At 64.5% G+C, this 16,267-nt stretch carries 15 protein-coding genes and 1 tRNA gene; all 16 read right to left on the minus strand.

Features of this window, described 5'->3' with window-relative positions:
• Window positions 1-12: 12 nt before the first annotated feature.
• A complete protein-coding gene (locus C6571_RS05310; RefSeq protein ID WP_106445772.1) occupies window positions 13-372 on the minus strand; it encodes a DUF2946 family protein in 360 nt (119 codons plus the stop codon).
• Window positions 373-404: 32 nt separating this feature from the next.
• Window positions 405-2,402, minus strand: a complete 1,998-nt coding sequence (recD, locus tag C6571_RS19680) for an exodeoxyribonuclease V subunit alpha (RefSeq protein WP_170094623.1) — start codon at window positions 2,400-2,402, stop codon at window positions 405-407.
• A complete protein-coding gene (gene recB, locus C6571_RS05315) occupies window positions 2,399-6,184 on the minus strand; it encodes an exodeoxyribonuclease V subunit beta (RefSeq protein ID WP_211300696.1) in 3,786 nt (1,261 codons plus the stop codon). Before recB ends, recD begins: the two co-directional genes overlap by 4 nt.
• Window positions 6,181-9,780 carry an exodeoxyribonuclease V subunit gamma gene (gene recC / locus C6571_RS05320; protein WP_106445773.1) on the minus strand — a complete coding sequence of 1,200 codons (3,600 nt, stop codon included), beginning with the start codon at window positions 9,778-9,780 and terminating at the stop codon, window positions 6,181-6,183. The genes recB and recC overlap by 4 nt, the downstream gene beginning before the upstream one ends.
• A 120-nt stretch (window positions 9,781-9,900) precedes the next feature.
• Window positions 9,901-9,977: transfer RNA gene (locus tag C6571_RS05325), tRNA-Met, on the minus strand.
• Window positions 9,978-9,995: 18 nt separating this feature from the next.
• Window positions 9,996-10,391 carry a 50S ribosomal protein L17 gene (gene rplQ / locus C6571_RS05330; protein WP_106445774.1) on the minus strand — a complete coding sequence of 132 codons (396 nt, stop codon included), beginning with the start codon at window positions 10,389-10,391 and terminating at the stop codon, window positions 9,996-9,998.
• A gap of 91 nt (window positions 10,392-10,482) precedes the next feature.
• Window positions 10,483-11,475, minus strand: coding sequence for a DNA-directed RNA polymerase subunit alpha (locus C6571_RS05335; RefSeq protein ID WP_106445775.1), 993 nt, complete (start codon window positions 11,473-11,475; stop codon window positions 10,483-10,485).
• Between the two features lie 113 nt (window positions 11,476-11,588).
• Window positions 11,589-12,212, minus strand: coding sequence for a 30S ribosomal protein S4 (gene rpsD / locus C6571_RS05340; RefSeq protein WP_106445776.1), 624 nt, complete (start codon window positions 12,210-12,212; stop codon window positions 11,589-11,591).
• A gap of 93 nt (window positions 12,213-12,305) precedes the next feature.
• Window positions 12,306-12,710 (minus strand): 30S ribosomal protein S11, encoded by a 405-nt coding sequence (gene rpsK / locus C6571_RS05345; RefSeq protein WP_091457136.1) that lies wholly within the window; start codon window positions 12,708-12,710, stop codon window positions 12,306-12,308.
• 18 nt (window positions 12,711-12,728) lie between these two features.
• Window positions 12,729-13,094, minus strand: a complete 366-nt coding sequence (gene rpsM, locus C6571_RS05350; protein WP_106445777.1) for a 30S ribosomal protein S13 — start codon at window positions 13,092-13,094, stop codon at window positions 12,729-12,731.
• Between the two features lie 24 nt (window positions 13,095-13,118).
• Entirely contained in the window at window positions 13,119-13,232 is a 114-nt protein-coding gene (rpmJ, locus tag C6571_RS05355; protein ID WP_005793651.1) for a 50S ribosomal protein L36, read from the minus strand.
• A 145-nt stretch (window positions 13,233-13,377) separates the two neighbouring features.
• The gene (secY, locus tag C6571_RS05360) at window positions 13,378-14,697 is read right to left on the minus strand and encodes a preprotein translocase subunit SecY (protein WP_106445778.1); all 1,320 of its coding nucleotides are present in this window, start codon (window positions 14,695-14,697) and stop codon (window positions 13,378-13,380) included.
• Between the two features lie 22 nt (window positions 14,698-14,719).
• Entirely contained in the window at window positions 14,720-15,151 is a 432-nt protein-coding gene (rplO, locus tag C6571_RS05365; RefSeq protein WP_106445779.1) for a 50S ribosomal protein L15, read from the minus strand.
• Window positions 15,152-15,161: 10 nt separating this feature from the next.
• Window positions 15,162-15,344: a 50S ribosomal protein L30 gene (rpmD, locus tag C6571_RS05370; RefSeq protein ID WP_106445780.1), complete on the minus strand. Its 183-nt coding sequence runs from the start codon at window positions 15,342-15,344 to the stop codon at window positions 15,162-15,164.
• A 14-nt stretch (window positions 15,345-15,358) separates the two neighbouring features.
• Window positions 15,359-15,877, minus strand: coding sequence for a 30S ribosomal protein S5 (rpsE, locus tag C6571_RS05375; RefSeq protein WP_106445781.1), 519 nt, complete (start codon window positions 15,875-15,877; stop codon window positions 15,359-15,361).
• 18 nt (window positions 15,878-15,895) lie between these two features.
• Window positions 15,896-16,261 carry a 50S ribosomal protein L18 gene (gene rplR, locus C6571_RS05380; RefSeq protein ID WP_106445782.1) on the minus strand — a complete coding sequence of 122 codons (366 nt, stop codon included), beginning with the start codon at window positions 16,259-16,261 and terminating at the stop codon, window positions 15,896-15,898.
• Window positions 16,262-16,267 lie beyond the last annotated feature (6 nt).

The following is a 16,267-nucleotide window of genomic DNA, read 5'->3' on the forward strand; positions in this document are numbered from 1 at the left end:
TTTGATATCAATTCAGGAATGAAGCGGAGGCCCGCGCGCCGGCAGCGGCGCGGCCGTGCGCGCAGCAATGTGCGCAGCGGGAATGGGGCGCAGGGCATGGGCCAGCGGCAGCGCCTGCGGCAGACGGATAGGCGCAGGCGGCGGCGCCGCGCTGCCAAAGTGCACGCACAGCGGGCAGTCGAGCGTATGCCCGCGCTGCGCCTGCGCGCCGTCGTCGCCCAGCACCAGCAGCTTGATGTCGCCGCTGGTCGAACACACCAGTTGCACCGATTGCGGGTTGACGAAAGGCGACGCCGTCGCCACGCCGATGGACATGGCAAACCACACCAGCATGAAGCTGGCGAGAGCGCGAAAGCGGCGCAAGGTTTGCATGGACAGGGATTGTAGGCGGCGCGCTCGCCCGGCTACTGCACCGCTTCGCGCCGCAGCAGGTCTTGCAAGCCGCTGGCGCGCTGCGTCCGCAGTTGCACCGCCTGCGCCAGCAGCCCGGCACGCGGCGCCACCAGCGTAAAGACCTGGCGCGCGCGCGTGATGCCGGTATAGACCAGCTCACGCGAAAGCAGCGCACCGGCCTGCGGCGGCAGCACCAGCGCGGTGTGCTCGAACTCCGAGCCCTGCGCCTTGTGCACCGTCATGGCGAACGCGGTTTCCACATGCGCCAGCCGCGCCACACTGACCGAGCGCAGCCTGGGGCCATCGGCAAAAAACACGCGCAGACCAGCGCCGCCGACAGCCGAAAGGGCCAGTCCGACGTCGCCATTGAACACACCGGCCTCGGCGTCGTTGCGCGTGACCAGCACCGGGCGTCCGGCATACCAGGCGCCCGGCCCGGCGAGCAGCCCGGCGCTGCGCGCGGCGTGCTCAATGGCGCGCGACAAACCTTCCGCCCCCCAGGGGCCTTCGCGCACCGCGCACAGCAGGCGGAAACGCTCGAAAGCGGCCAGCACGGCAGCGGCCCAGGCGCTGTGGTCGGCGTCGCTTGCGCTGGCGGGCCGGATGGCCAAACGCAAGAGGTAGTCGCGATAGCTCGGCGCCGGGCCCTCGGCGAGCGCCAGGTCGACAGCAGCCTGGGGATCGACCGCTTCGAGCGACTGCAAGGCGCCACTGTCGTCGCTGGCCAACAGCTTCGCCGCACGCGCGCCGTCCCCCCCATGGACCGCCAGCGCCAGTGCACCAATGGAGCCGGAAAAGCGGTGGCTTGCGCGCAGCATCACCGTGTTCGGCGCGAGCAGCGGCGCGACGCCGGATGGCGCGCGCAGCGCCATAGGAATCTCCACGCCGGCTACCGCCTGCGCATAGCGCACCGTGCCCGCGTCGTAATGGCCCTGCTCCGCACCTTCACACAGATCGCCCAGCACGGCACCGGCCTCCACCGATGCGAGCTGGTCCTTGTCGCCCAGCAGCACCAGGCGGGCATGGGCGGGCAAAGCAGCCAGCAGCGAGGCCATCATTTCCAGATGCACCATGGAGGCTTCGTCAACGATGAGCACGTCCACATCGAGGGGCGCCGCCGCGTGGTGGCGCAAACGCCGTGTTCCGGGGCGTGCCCCGAGCAGCGCGTGCAAGGTGCGCGCCGGGCCGATGCGCGCGGCAAACGCGCCCAGATCCAGGGCGTCGCCAACGCGGGTCTGCAGCCCCGTGAGCGCCGTCTCCAGCGACTGGCGCAAGCGCGCCGCTGCCTTGCCGGTGGGCGCGGCCAGCGCTACGCGCAGGCGCTCGGGCGCGCTGTCCACCGCCGGCAAGGCCGCCAGCAGGCGCGCGGCGGTATAGGTTTTCCCGGTACCCGGCCCGCCGGTGACGATGGTCAGGCGCGAGCGCAGGGCAATGGCGCAGGCGAGCTTTTGCCAATCGCAGCCGCCGGTCGGCAGCGGATCGAACAAGCGGTCCAACCAGGCTCGCACCATGGCTTCATTGACATCAAGCGGTGGCGCGGCGCGCCCGCGCAGGCCCTGCGCCACCTGCTGTTCGAAGTTCCAGTAGCGCCGCAGGTAGAGCAAGGGCGCAGCCGGCGAGCCGCCCAGCACCAGCGGGGCGTCGGTATCGGCGGTGTGGGCCGCCTGGACGCAGCGGCTGGCGCGCACCGCGGCCAGCCAGTCCGCGCTGCGCGGCGAGAGGCTCTGCACCAGCGCAGTGAGAGCTTCCTGCCCCGCAATGCGCCAGCCGGAGAGCTGCAGCAAGCGATGGCGCAATCCGCCCAGCGGCAGGCAGCTGTGCCCCTGGCCCTCGAAATGCGCGAGCAGCGCGCTGGCCACCAGCAGCTCGGGCGCCGCTTCGGGGTCGCGCTCGGCGATGAACTGCGCCAACGCCCAGTCGAGCGGGCGCAGCAGACCGGCATCGGCCAGGGCGCGCAGGCCGCTGAGCACGGCGCTGCGTGGGTCCGGAGCGCTGGGCGCGGTGCTCATGCTTGCGCCTCCGGTGCAGCGGCCACATCGCCGCCCTGTAGCAGTGCGTCAAGCGCAGCGATCAGCGCCAACGGCGGCGCCAGCGCAAGCACGCCGGCGCTGGGCGCGTCGATGCCGCGCAGAAAGAAAAACAGCGCTCCGCCCAGATCGCGTTCGGGCGCATAGGCATCGCCCAGGCGCGCGCGCAGCAGGCGGTGCAGGGCCAGCAGATACAGCGCGGCCTGAACGTCGTAGCGGTGCGCAAGCACGGCTTGCGCCAGCGCCGGTGCGGTGTAGGCGGCAGCGTCAGCACCGAGCCAGTTGGATTTGTAGTCCAGCACCCAGTAGCGCCCGCCCTGCTCGAACACCAGATCGGCAAAGCCCATCAGCATGCCGTGCAGTTCGCGCTGCGGCAGCGCCGGCCGATCCAGGCCGGGCAGGAAATGCGTGCGGCACAGCGCGTCCACCACGGGCGCGGGCAGACGCGCCGCCGGTAGCCAGAACTCCATTTCGGGCAGGATCGTCGTGAGTTGATTGAGTGGTACGCCCAGCGGCGGCAGCGGCAGCGCCACGGCCGCGCTGAGCCAGGCGACGGTGTCGCCGGCCCAGGTCGCGCGGCCAGCGCGCTCGCAGCGCTTTCGCAGTCGCTCGGCCAAGGGGCCGTCGGGCGCGAGCGCAAAACCCTCGCCCGCCAGCCATTCCAGTTGCTCGTGCAGAAAATTGCCCACCAGCGCGCCACAGGGGAATCGGTGCCAGGCGGGAGGAGCCTCAGGAAACAGCTCTCCGCTCTGTCCCGGTTCGGCGAAAGCCCCCACGCGCAGGATGCGATCGACAGCTTCCGGGGCTTCTGGCAGCAATGCCTCGTCGTCGGCCGGCATGCGCTGCGTGGGCTGCAAGGCGCCCAGCGCCTGGGCAGTGGGCACGCCGTGCACCAGTTGCGAAAAACTGGCGATGCCCCAGCGGCGGTCAAAGTCTGCGGCGTAGGGCAGGCTCTCGCGCAGGGCCGGCTGGGCGCCGCGCGGGGCGAATGCGGTGCAGGGAGCCGGGCCGTCGGCCAATGCCTGCAGGTGGATGTTTGCCTGGGCTGACGCCCACTGCGAGAGCGCGTTCAGCCATTCCTCGGGACCCAGCGGATCGCCGCCCGCCAGCAACTGGCCGGCGGCGCTGCGGTGGGTGTTGGCTCGCTTGGCGTTGCCGTCCTTGACGGCCGCAAATCCCAGCCACAGGGCGTGGCGCGCGCGCGTCAGCGCCACGTAGAACAGGCGCAGGTCTTCGCGCATGCGCTCCTGCTCGGCCTGCTCCCACTCTGCGTCGCTCATTTGCAGGTGCATGGCGCGCACGCCCTGCGCGTTGGTCAGGGCCACGGCGGGGTTGTGCTTCTTCTTTTTGACCAGCCGGACGGCGCAGGCAAAGGGCAGGCAGACCACGGGATATTCCAAGCCCTTGCTTTTGTGCACGGTGACGATCTGCACCAGATCGGCGTCGCTCTCGAGCCGCACGATCTGCTCGTCCGCCGCAGCGGCCTCCTGCTGCAGTTGCCCGGCCAGCCAGCGCACCAGGGCGCGTTCGCCGTCCAGCGTGCTGCTGGCCTGCTGCAGCAGCTCGGCCAGATGCAACAGGTTGGTCAGCCGCCGTTCGCCTCCGGGCTCGCGCAGCAGGCGCGCCGGCAGGTCCAACTGGTGCAGGGTCTGGCGCAACATGGGCAGCACACCCTGGGTTTGCCACACGGTATGCAGGGCGCGCAGTTGTTCGCTGCGCAGTTCCAGCGCGGCGTCGTCGGTAGCCAGGCGCTCGAGTTCGGCGATGGGCAGGGCCAGCGTGGCCGTGGCCATCGCGGTGCGCAGCCGGCGTGCGTCCAGGGGTTCGGCCACGGCCTGGAGCCACCACAGCAGGTCGCGCGCCTCGCGGCTCTTAAGCACCGAATCCTTGTCGGACAGGTACACCGACGCCAGGCCGCGCCGGCGCAGCGCGCGCTGCATGGCCTGCGCCTCGCTGCCGCTGCGCACCAGCACGGCAATGTCTGCGGGGCACAGACGGGTGAAGCTTCCGTCGCTCTGGGCGAAGCCGGCAGCGGGGTCGTTGAGCCAGGCGACGATCTGCTCTGCGCAGTGCGCGGCAAAGCGGGCGCGCTGCACTGGCGCAGGCGCCGGCTCCAGGGCGTGCACCAGGCTCATGGCGGGCACGACGCCGTCGGCAGCGACGAAATGCTCGGCCCGCCCGCGCGCTTGCACCGGGACGAAGGGCAGCGGGTCGGGTTCGCGGCCTTCTGCCGCGCTGACCTCTTCGCCATCGTCTCGATAGCCAAATGCGCCTGCGCCGTCTCGGGTTTCCGCGTGCGTGAACCAATGGTTGACCGCAGCCACCAGCGCGTGCGTCGAGCGGTGGTTGGTGGCCAGCATGGCGTGGCGCCCGCGCGTGGCCTGGCGCGCGGCCAGGTAGCTGTCGATGTCGGCGCCGCGAAAGGCGTAAATCGACTGCTTGGGGTCACCAATGAGCAGCAGCGCCGTGGCCGGGTCGTTGTCTTGCGGACGGTAGAGCCGCTCAAAAATTCGGTACTGCAGCGGCGAGGTGTCCTGAAACTCGTCGATCAGCGCCACCGGGTGCTGCGCCAGGATGCGTGCGCGCAGGCGCTCGCCATGCGCTCCGGCCAGGGCGCGGTCCAGGCGCAGCAGCAGGTCATGAAACCCAAAGGTTCCGCGCTGGCGCTTGAGCGCAGCCAGCCGCTGCTGAATGTTGGCGGCGGCATGCTCGCGCAAAGCCACATCGGACGCCGGCAACTGCTGCTGCGCTGCCAGCAGCTCAGGGATGGCGGCAAAGGCTTCGGGCAGGGGTGCGGCCGCTGCGCCCTCGCCGCGCAGCGCCAGCAGGGCTTCGGGACGCAGGCGCTCCACGGCGAGGGAAGTAAGTTTCAGCGCGGCCGCCTCATCGCTGTTCGCCCAGGCGGCAATGCCGTCCCGAAGCCACTTGGGCACGCTGCGCAGCTTGCCCACATCCCAGGCCGATTTGCCCAGGGCAATTTGCACCTCAGTCCATTGCGCCAGCGCCTCGGCCCGCTCGGCCCAGCCTTGTTTGAGTGCGGTAATTTCGGCGGCGTAGCCTGCGTCGGCCGAGGTCAGACATTCGGCCAGGCTGCCCTGGCCCGCAGCCACTGGGAGTTCGGTGGTGGCGAGCGCGCGGGCGTCGTCGATCAAAGCCTCAACAGTCGGCCAAACGCCAAGCGCCCGCTCCAGAAGTTGTGGATCCAGCGGATACACCTGCTGGCGCCAGTAATCGCGCGCAGCCTCGGCGCGCAGGGACGCTTCGTCGGCATCCAGCGCTTCGTCAAACAGCGATCCGCTGTCAAAGGCGTGCTCGCGCAGCATGCGTTGGCACCAGGCGTCGATGGTCTGGACGGCCGCGTCGTCCATGCCTTCGGCCGCGTTGGCCAGCCGCCAGGCCGCCTGCTCGCGCACTGGGCCGGCAGGGTAAGCATCGCGCAGCGCCGCCAGGTAGCTGTCGTGTGGCTGTGGCGTGCATTGCCCGCGCAGTACGCGCGCCGCCTCGGCCAGCCGGGTGCGGATGCGGTCGGACAGTTCGCGCGTGGCGGCGCGGGTGAAGGTCATGACCAGAATGTCGGCGGGCGCGAGCGGGCGGCCCAAGCCTTCGGCGCCGCCGTGGCCGAGCACCAGCCGCACGTAGAGCGCCGCAATGGTCCAGGTCTTGCCGGTGCCGGCGCTCGCCTCGATCAAGCGGCTGCCATGCAATGGGAAATGCAGCGGGTCGAGCACCGCCGAGTCGGCAACCGGATGGGGTGACGTGCTCATGCGTCGCTCTCCTCCTCGGCGTCCGCCTGCGCCATGGGGTGCAAAGTGACCTGCACCTCCTTCGCCACCCAGTCCGCCAGGCAGGCATGCAGGAGTGGCGCCAGCGCCTCGAACTGGCCGTCGGCTGTCAGCGCTTCGAAGTCGGGGTAGAAGCGCTCCCACTCGGGTTCGCTCGCTTCGGGCGAAGGGCCTTGGTTGGAACCCGCGCCGTCGTATACGGCGTCGGCAGCGCGGCCTTCCACCTGCGCAAGCGTGGTCGCCAGCGGAAGAGGCAACGGCGCGGCGCCGCGCAGGTTCTGCTGCCACAAGGCAAGAACAATAGCCAGGTTGCTCTCGGCAGACGTCTGATCCATGGGCGGCCAGGTCAGCAAAGCGTCGCGAGCGACCAGCACGCCATGCAGCGCCTGGCCACTGGCTGCAGCGGCGAGGGCTTGCAGCCAGCTTCCGAGGAGCTTTTCCGGTCGCGGGTGCGGCGCAGTTTTGGCCTTGGCTTTGGCCAGCACACGCGAGGCCGTGCGGGTGAGCAGCGCGTCCCGGCCGTCCTCGGCGCGCCAAATGGGTTCGATCCAGTCGTCGAGCGCAATGGTCGTGGGCTTTTTTAGGTAAGATTGGCCTCTATCGCTTACTGGATAAACGTTTGAAGCTATCAAATCAGGAGTATTCTCGGGAGACCAGAGCACGCGCAAGCGCGGCGCAGGGGCGCTCCAAACCGCGCGCTGCGCCTGCCAAACCTCTGCCAGTGGCAACAGTTCGTCCATGAGCTGGACCTGTGCACGCTGCCCCAGCCCCGCCAGCGGCAGGCGGCCGGCGCGCCCCAGGCGAGCGATGGCGTCGCCCAGCAAAGGTTCGGCGAGGGTGTTGGCATCGGCGGTCCAGGCGGCATCCAGCGTGTCGAGCAGCTCGCTTGTGATCTGGTAGCTGTCCAGCCCTGCGACGGAAAAACTCTCATCGTCGCCCACATCCTCCTCTGGAGCATCGAACACCACGGCGAGCCGCTCGCGCAAAAAGGCCCGCGCCGGGTGGCGAATGAAGCGACCCAGCTGGGAAAGCGTGGTGCTTTCCAGTTCGACGTTTTGGCCTTCCCATAAAACCGGCAGAGGCATCGCATCGGAGCCGGGCAGCACTTCATGCATTACCCGCCACTCCCGCGCATAGGTAAACCAGGACGCTGCGCCCGCGCCCCCTTGGAGCTCGTCGCTTTCAAAATAGCGCCGGCTGAAAGCTTGCAGCGGGTGCTCCGTACTCCGCTCGGCCACGGCGCCCTCGCCCCAGCCCGCAACCAGGTAGTCGCGCAGTTGTGCCACCAGCACCGACGGCGGCTGCACGCTGTTGTCGCGTGCGCTGCGGCCCACCCAGCTCACGTAGAGCACGCGGCGGGCCGACAGCAGGGCTTCGAGCATCAACTGCCGGTCGTCGCCCTGGCGGGACCGGTCCCCAGGGCGCGCCTGGCCGGGCAGCGCCATCAGGTCGAAGTCGCTGCGCGGGCTGCGGCGCGGGTAGTCGCCGTCGTTCATGCCTAGCAGGCACACCACCTCGAAGGGGATGGCACGCAGCGGCAGCAGCGTGCAGAACGTGACACCCCCGGCGCGAAAGCGCTGCGCCAGGCGCGGAGCGTCCAGTGCCTGCTGCCAGGCCTGGCGGGCGGTGTCGAGGGGAATGGCGTCGGAAAATTCAGCGTCGTCGCAGTCGCGCAGCCAGTCGCCCAGTGCGGCCTCCAGGGCCTGCAGCGTCTGGCGATCCGCTTCGTCGGTGGCTTCGGCGAAGTCGGCCATCAGCGCGCGAAACCGCTCTGCCCATTGCAGTGGCGCAGCGGGTTCTGCCGCCTGCTGCGCCCAATGCTTGAGACGCGCAACGAGCGCGGCGAGCGCGCCGACCAATTCGGCGGCAAGTCCACCGATTTCGTTCCAGGCTTCAATACCGTCAAAGCTGCCAGTGCCTGCGGCGTAGCCCAGGAGCATGCGCTCAAGCCCAAAGACGACACTGTTCTGTGCGCCACAGGCCGCCAACCCCAGGACCGAACGCTGGTCGGCGTCGAGCCCCCAGCGGATGCCGGCGCCCGCCATCCAATGCGCCAATTGCTCCGCGTCGCCACTCGCCAGGCCGAGCCGCGCCGCGATGGCCGGTATATCCAGCAAACCCTGCAACTCGCTGAGCGTGCAGCGCTGCTGCGGCAGTCGGAGCAGCCAGTCGAGCGCGCCCACCAACGGGTGGCTGGCCCGCGCGCTCAAGTCGGCAATGCCCCAGGGGATGAAGCGCGGATCGCTGCGTGGCACCTGGCCGAACACCGCTCGCACTGCGGCCGCGAACTTCTCGATGTCGGGCACCATGACCACAATGTCGCGCGGCGCCAGCGGGGCGCCGCCCGGCGGACGGGCAAGCAGCTCCAGCAACTGGTCGTGCAATACCTCCACTTCGCGCAGTGCGCTGTGGGCGCTATGGAAAACGATGGATCGGTCTTGCGGTACCAGCACGACCGGCGGATGCTCAGCCAGCGGCACCAGGTCGCGTATCCGGTTTTGCACTTGCGTGAGCAAAGGAGCGTCGGGCGCCTCGCCCTCGACGAACAGGTCCAGTCGCGGCAGCGTCGCTTGCTCCTGCGCGAGGGCAGCTTCGTCAAACGCGTCGAGCTGGCGCACAAAATCGCGGCCCTGGCGCCCCCAGGCGGCCAGAAGGGGATGGGCGTGCGCATGCAGGCTCTCCAGCGGTACGGCGGCCAGATCCACCCCGTTGCGCAGCGGCTGGCGCCGGCGCGAGATGGCCAGCAACTCGCGGCCATCGACGGCATCGGCCCAATGAAATCGGCAAGGGTTGGGAATGGCAAGAAGCACCTGGCTATGGCGCGCGATGGCTGCGAGCATCTCAAGCACTGGCAAGGGCAGATGCGTCGCACCAAACAGCACCACCCGGCGGGCCAGTGGCTCCGCAAGGGTCGTTCCATCGCGCAGCTTGGCGAGCGCCTGCTGGTGAATCTGTGGGCGGATCGAACGACGCTCTGCATCACCAAGCCGCGCCAGCGCGGCACGCCACAGCAGCGGCTGCCATTGCTGATCTGGTGGAACCGGTATCTCGCCACGCCCAGGCGCGCGCAGGCGATCGTCGCCTGCAGCCCAGTCGCCCAGCCAGTCGGGGCGGTAGACCTGGTATTGATCGAACAGATCAGCGAGCCGGCCGGCCAGTTGCCACAGCCGCTCGGCGTCTGCGCCCTGCAAAAAGGCAGCCACCGGTTCAAAGCCTGGCTGTGTGGCGAGACTTGGCAAGTCCTGCAGCAAACGCCAAGTGAGCGCCGCCCTGTCTACTGGAGAACGCGTGGGCACCGCAGCTGCGCCCAGCACCTGGCGGTAGCTTTGCCAGAGAAAACGCGCCGGCAATTGCACTTGCGCCGCCGCGCAAACGCCGCTGCGCTCAGCCAGCGCCATCTTGAACCACTCGGCCACGCCATTGCTTTGCACCAAGACGACCTCGGTCTCAAGTGCGCCCAGAGGGTGGCGCCCCAGCCAGGCAAAGACCGTGTCTGCCAAGGTCTCAATGCGGTTGCCTTGCAGGGCAATCAGGCCTGCCGCAAGAGGGGTAGAACGAGGTGACGGTGCGACTGGCATACGGCGGCATGGACTCCATTCGCATCAACGGCAAAGGCGCGGCAGCCAGCATTTGCTGCCTCCGCCCCCAAACGCGCCGCCGAAATGCAAAACGCCCACCAAGGGTGGGCGTTTTAAAGCTGGTTGCGCGAGAAGGATTTGAACCTCCGACCTTTGGGTTATGAGCCCAACGAGCTACCAGACTGCTCCATCGCGCGGCAAGCTGAAATTATAACTTATTTTTTATCGTCTGCGGGCGCTGCCGCAGTTTCTTCACCGCGATCCACCAGTTCCACAAACGCCATGGGCGCGTTGTCACCCACGCGGTAACCCATCTTCAAAATACGGGTGTAACCACCGGGGCGTGCGTTAAAACGCGGGCCGAGCACGGTGAACAACTTGGTCACGCTGTTGCGATCACGCAGGCGGTCAAATGCCAAGCGGCGGTTGGCCAGCGTGTCCACCTTGGCCAAGGTGATCATGGGTTCGACGACGCGGCGCAGTTCTTTCGACTTGGGTAGCGTGGTCTTGATGGCTTCGTGCTCAATGAGCGAATTCATCATGTTGCGCAGCATCGCGAGGCGGTGCGAGCTGGTGCGGTTGAGTTTGCGAAGGCCGAGTCCGTGACGCATGGTGCTTATCCTTTTCTGTAGTTAAAACGGGCAACCGTATCAGGTACTGCCCGGGCACGTCCCCTTTCGAGAGGGGCGCGAGATTATATGTTTAGCGCTTGTCCAGGCCGGCTGGCGGCCAGTTTTCCAGCTTCATACCCAAGGTCAGCCCGCGCGAAGCAAGCACTTCCTTGATTTCGTTGAGCGATTTGCGACCCAGGTTGGGGGTCTTGAGCAGCTCGTTTTCGGTACGCTGAATCAGGTCACCGATGTAGTAGATGTTTTCCGCCTTGAGGCAGTTGGCCGAACGCACCGTGAGTTCAAGCTCATCCACCGGGCGCAGCAGGATGGGATCAAAGCTGGCATTGCTGCGGGCGCCGGACTGCGAGGTGATTTCCCCGATTTCACCGCCGTCAAGCTGTGCAAACACCGCGAGCTGCTCCACCAGAATGCGCGCCGAGGCTCGCACGGCGTCTTCGGCCGTGACAGCACCGTTGGTTTCGATTTCAACGACCAGTTTGTCCAGATCGGTACGCTGCTCGACGCGTGCGCTTTCAACCGTGTAGCTGACGCGCTTGATGGGCGAGAACGACGCGTCAAGCACGATACGGCCAATCGACTTCGTGGCCTCGTCGCCGTAGCGGCGCTGGTTGCCCGGAACGTAGCCACGGCCCTTTTCGACTTTGACCTGCATATCCAGCTTGCCGCCCTGCGACAGGTGCGCAATGACGTGATCCGGGTTGACAATTTCAACGTCGTGCGGCGTCTGGATGTCGCGGGCAGTCACGACGCCTTCGGTGTCCTTGCGCAAGCTCAACGTCACCTCGTCGCGGTTATGCAACTTGAACACAACACCTTTGAGATTCAGCAGGATGTTGACTACGTCTTCCTGGACACCATCGACCGAGGAATACTCGTGCAGAACGCCTGCAATGGTGACTTCGGTGACGGCATAGCCGACCATGGACGAAAGCAGGACGCGCCGGATAGCGTTGCCCAGCGTATGACCGTAGCCCCGCTCGAACGGCTCGAGCGTGACCTTGGCTCGGTTGTGGCCGAGTTGCTCGACGTTGATGGTCTTGGGCTTCAGCAAATTTGTTTGCATGCAGACTTCCTCTCAATACCCCCAGCTCGTTACACCGGTAAGGCTGGTGAAGCACCTGCCCGACGATGCCTCGCGGGGCAGGAACGATAAATTCAAGAACAGATTTGCTGCGCTTAGCGCGAGTACAACTCGACGATCAGCGATTCGTTGATGTCGGCGCCAAACTCATCGCGATCCGGCACCTTTTTGAACACGCCTTCGGCCTTGTCACCGTTGACGTCGACCCAGGCGGGCATACCGACTTGTGCCGCAAGCTGCAACGCTTCAACGATACGGTTCTGCTTTTTGGATTTTTCGCGCACGGCAACTACATCTCCCACCTTCACGAGGTACGAGGGGATGTTCACCGATTGGCCATTCACCGTGATCGCCTTGTGCGACACCATCTGGCGTGCCTCCGCGCGCGTCGAGCCAAAGCCCATGCGGTACACAACGTTGTCAAGACGGCACTCGAGCAGCGACAGCAAGTTGGCGCCAGTATTGCCTTTTTTACGCTCTGCGGCTTCAAAATAGCGACGGAACTGCTTTTCCAGGATGCCGTACATGCGCTTGACCTTCTGCTTTTCGCGCAGTTGCAGGCCATAGTCGGAAGTACGTTGACCCGAGGTCCGGCCATGCTGGCCTGGCTTGGAATCGAACTTCGACTTGTCCGCAATCGAGCGACGTGCGCTCTTGAGGAACAGGTCGGTGCCTTCACGGCGGGAGAGTTTGGCCTTGGGGCCGAGGTAACGTGCCACTTGAATGTCCTTCTGGTGTCTCTGCCGCAAACCATTGCGGGAGCCGCCTGCGGCGTGGATACGGGCGCAGGCGGCGGTGGGCTTGGAGGTAAATTAAATACGGCGGCGCTTTTGTGGGCGGCACCCGTTGTGAGGAACCGGGGTCACATCAGAAATCGAGGTGATGCGGATACCGAGTGCACCGAGAGCCCGCACCGAGGACTCGCGTCCAGGACCAGGGCCCTTGATCTCGACATCCAGATTCTTGATGCCCTGCTCAATCGCTGCGCGGCCGGCCATTTCTGAAGCGACCTGCGCTGCGAATGGAGTCGACTTGCGCGAACCTTTGAAACCCTGACCACCCGATGACGCCCACGACAAGGCATTGCCTTGTCGATCGGTGATCGTGATGATGGTGTTGTTGAACGAGGCGTGCACATGAGCAATACCGTCAGAAACGTTCTTGCGAACCTTTTTGCGGACGCGCTGCGAGGCGTTATTGGCAGGAGACTTGGCCATATTGATCTTTCAATCTCTTTATTTCTTCAGGGCTGCGGCGCCCTTGCGCGGTCCCTTGCGGGTCCGTGCGTTGGTGCGCGTGCGCTGACCGCGCATTGGCAAGCCGCGACGGTGGCGAAAACCGCGGTAGCAACCGATGTCCATCAAGCGCTTGATGTTCATCGTGGTTTCGCGGCGCAGGTCACCTTCGATGGTGAACTGAGCGATGTGATCGCGAATCTTCTCGAGATCGCCGTCCGTCAGATCTTTGATCTTCTTGGAATAGGCGATGTCGCAAGCTTCACAGATCTTGCGTGCGCGAGTGCGACCAATACCAAAGATGGCTGTCAAGCCAATCTCTGCATGTTGATGCGGCGGAATATTGATGCCAGCGATACGTGCCATGTGCGTCCTCTAATACTTTCCTGTTCAACCCTGACGCTGCTTGTGACGCAGGTCCGTGCAGATCACGCGCACCACACCCTTGCGGCGGATGATCTTGCAGTTGCGGCAGATTTTCTTGACCGAAGCCGAAACTCTCATTTCATTCTCCTAAAACCAGTCGTGGTGCGCGGCGATGCCATTCACACCTTGTTGGGGTGCGCCCTGGCGCACCGCGTTGCTTTCGAAATCCGAAGACTTCTTGTTATTAACCCATATCGACCACAGCTCGCCGACACATTTCCAATCAGCCTCCCGCATTGCCCTTGAAGTTCGCCTTCTTAAGCAAAGAGTCGTACTGCTGCGACATGAGATAGTTCTGAACCTGCGCCATGAAGTCCATGGTAACTACCACGATGATCAGCAAGGAAGTTCCACCAAAATAAAACGGAACGTTGTACTTGATGATCATGAATTCCGGCAGCAAACACACCAGCGTGATATAGATCGCTCCAGCCAGGGTCAGGCGGACCAGGATCTTGTCAATGTAGCGCGCTGTTTGGTCCCCCGGACGAATGCCTGGAATGAAAGCGCCGCTCTTCTTGAGGTTATCTGCTGTTTCCCGGCTATTGAATACCAACGCGGTATAAAAGAAGCAGAAAAATACGATGGCGGTGGCATACAACAGCACATAAATAGGCTGCCCCGGTGTCAATGCACCGGAGATGTCTTTCAGCCAACGCATAGAGTCGCCGGCACTGAACCAGTTAACCACCGTTGCTGGCAGCAAAATAATGGAAGATGCGAAGATAGGTGGGATGACACCGGACATATTGAGCTTGAGCGGCAGATGGGAAGCTTGGCCTCCATACACCTTATTGCCCACTTGCCGCCTAGCGTAATTCACCAGTATTTTACGCTGTCCACGTTCAACAAATACCACAAAGTACGTGACCAAGCAGACGAGCAACACAATAAACAAAGCCGCAAGGATACTCATGGAACCCGTACGCACCAACTCCAACAGACCACCAATCGCGCTTGGAAGACCCGCCGCAATACCAGCGAAAATCAGGATGGAAATACCATTGCCCAACCCGCGCTCCGTAATTTGCTCACCTAACCACATCAGAAACATGGTGCCAGCGGTCAGACTGACAACAGCGGTCATACGAAAGCCAAAGCCAGGAGAAATAACCAGACCGGCAGAGCTCTCCAGCGCCACAGCAATTCCGAGTGACTGAAACAAGGCAAGCCCAAGTGTTCCATAGCGCGTGTATTGGGTGATTTTCCGCTGTCCGGCTGCGCCTTCTTTCTTCATCTGCTCGAAGGTTGGCACAGCATAAGACATCAGCTGCATGATGATCGACGCCGAGATGTACGGCATGATCCCTAGCGCAAACACCGTGAAGCGGGACAGCGCGCCACCCGAGAACATGTTGAACAGGTTCAGGATGCCGCCCTGCTGACCGTTGAACAGCTGCTTGAGCTGCGCTGGGTCAATGCCTGGCACAGGGATATGCGCCCCCACGCGGTAAACGACCAACGCGAGCAGCAGAAACACCAGCCTGCGGCGAAGGTCGCCGTACTTGCCGGTTTTCGCTATGGATGCTGCGTTAGTTGCCACGAAAGTCCTTTGTCACCTTGAATCAGGCCAGGCTGCCGCCAGCGGCTTCGATCGCCACGCGCGCACCCGCCGTTGCACCAATACCGGTCAGCTTGACGGCAATTGAAAGCTCGCCGGTCTTGACCACTTTGACAACCTTGGTCATCTGACCGACCAGACCCGCCTGCTTGAGTGCCAGCATGTCGACTTCGGGCGACCCCAGTAATGTCAGCGCCGACAGCGTGATTTCAGCGTTGTACTTCAGCGTCATCGACTTGAATCCGCGCTTGGGCAAACGACGCTGCAAGGGCATCTGGCCGCCCTCAAAGCCGACCTTGTGGTAGCCACCGGAACGCGATTTTTGGCCTTTGTGGCCACGGCCGGCGGTCTTGCCGAGCCCAGAGCCGATGCCACGGCCAACGCGACGCTTGGCGTGCTTGGATCCGGCTGCCGGCTTGATGCTATTGAGTTCCATCACCAACCTCTCAGAGGACTTTGACCAGGTAACTGATCTTGTTGATCATGCCGCGAACCTCAGGGCTATCCTGAAGTTCGCTGACACTGTTGAGCTTGCGCAAACCCAGGCCGCGCACGGTGTCGCGGTGGGATTGCTGGGTGCCGATCGGGCTGCGAACCAGCTGGATCTTCACGGTTTGTTGTGTAGACATTTGTGAACTCCCTGTCAGGCGAAGAGGTCTTCAACCGACTTGCCGCGCTTGGAAGCAATTTCCGAAGGCGTGGTGGAATTGGTCAACGCATCAAAAGTTGCGCGAACCATGTTGTAAGGGTTGGAAGAGCCGTGGCTCTTGGCCACGATATCGGTCATGCCCATCACTTCGAAGACAGCGCGCATGGGGCCACCTGCAATAATGCCGGTTCCTTTTGGAGCCGGAGCCATCATGACGAACGCAGCGCCGTGGTGGCCCGTGACTTGATGATGAATGGTGCCGTTCTTGAGAGAGACCTTCACCATGTTGCGGCGCGCCTCTTCCATCGCTTTTTGCACAGCAGCAGGCACTTCCTTGGATTTGCCCTTGCCCATGCCTACGCGACCATCGCCGTCACCCACTACGGTCAGCGCGGCGAAGCCGAGAATTCGTCCGCCCTTCACCACCTTGGTGACGCGGTTCACGGCGATCATCTTCTCGCGCATGCCGTCATCGCGGCCTTCGTCTTGCACTCGGGGTTGAAATTTAGCCATTTTCTTTATCCGTTCCGCTTAGAACTGCAGGCCCGCTTCGCGAGCTGCCTCGGCCAGCGCTTTGACGCGGCCGTGGTACGCAAAGCCTGCGCGATCAAATGCCACCTTTTCGACGCCGGCTGCCTTGGCACGCTCAGCAATGCGCTTTCCAATGATCTGGGCTGCAGCAGCGTTGCCGCCTTTGCCCGAACCACCCAATGCACTGCGCATTTCGGCCTCGACCGTCGACGCGCTGGCAATCACCTTGCCACCATCTTCTGAGATGACAGCCGCATAGATATGCAGGTTGGTACGGTTCACCGTGAGACGCGCCACACCTTGCTGGGCGATGCGAATTCGTGTCTGACGTGCCCGACGAAGGCGCTGCTCTTTTTTGCTCAACATGTTGCA

This window comes from Simplicispira suum (assembly GCF_003008595.1).
GTDB lineage: Bacteria > Pseudomonadota > Gammaproteobacteria > Burkholderiales > Burkholderiaceae_C > Simplicispira > Simplicispira suum.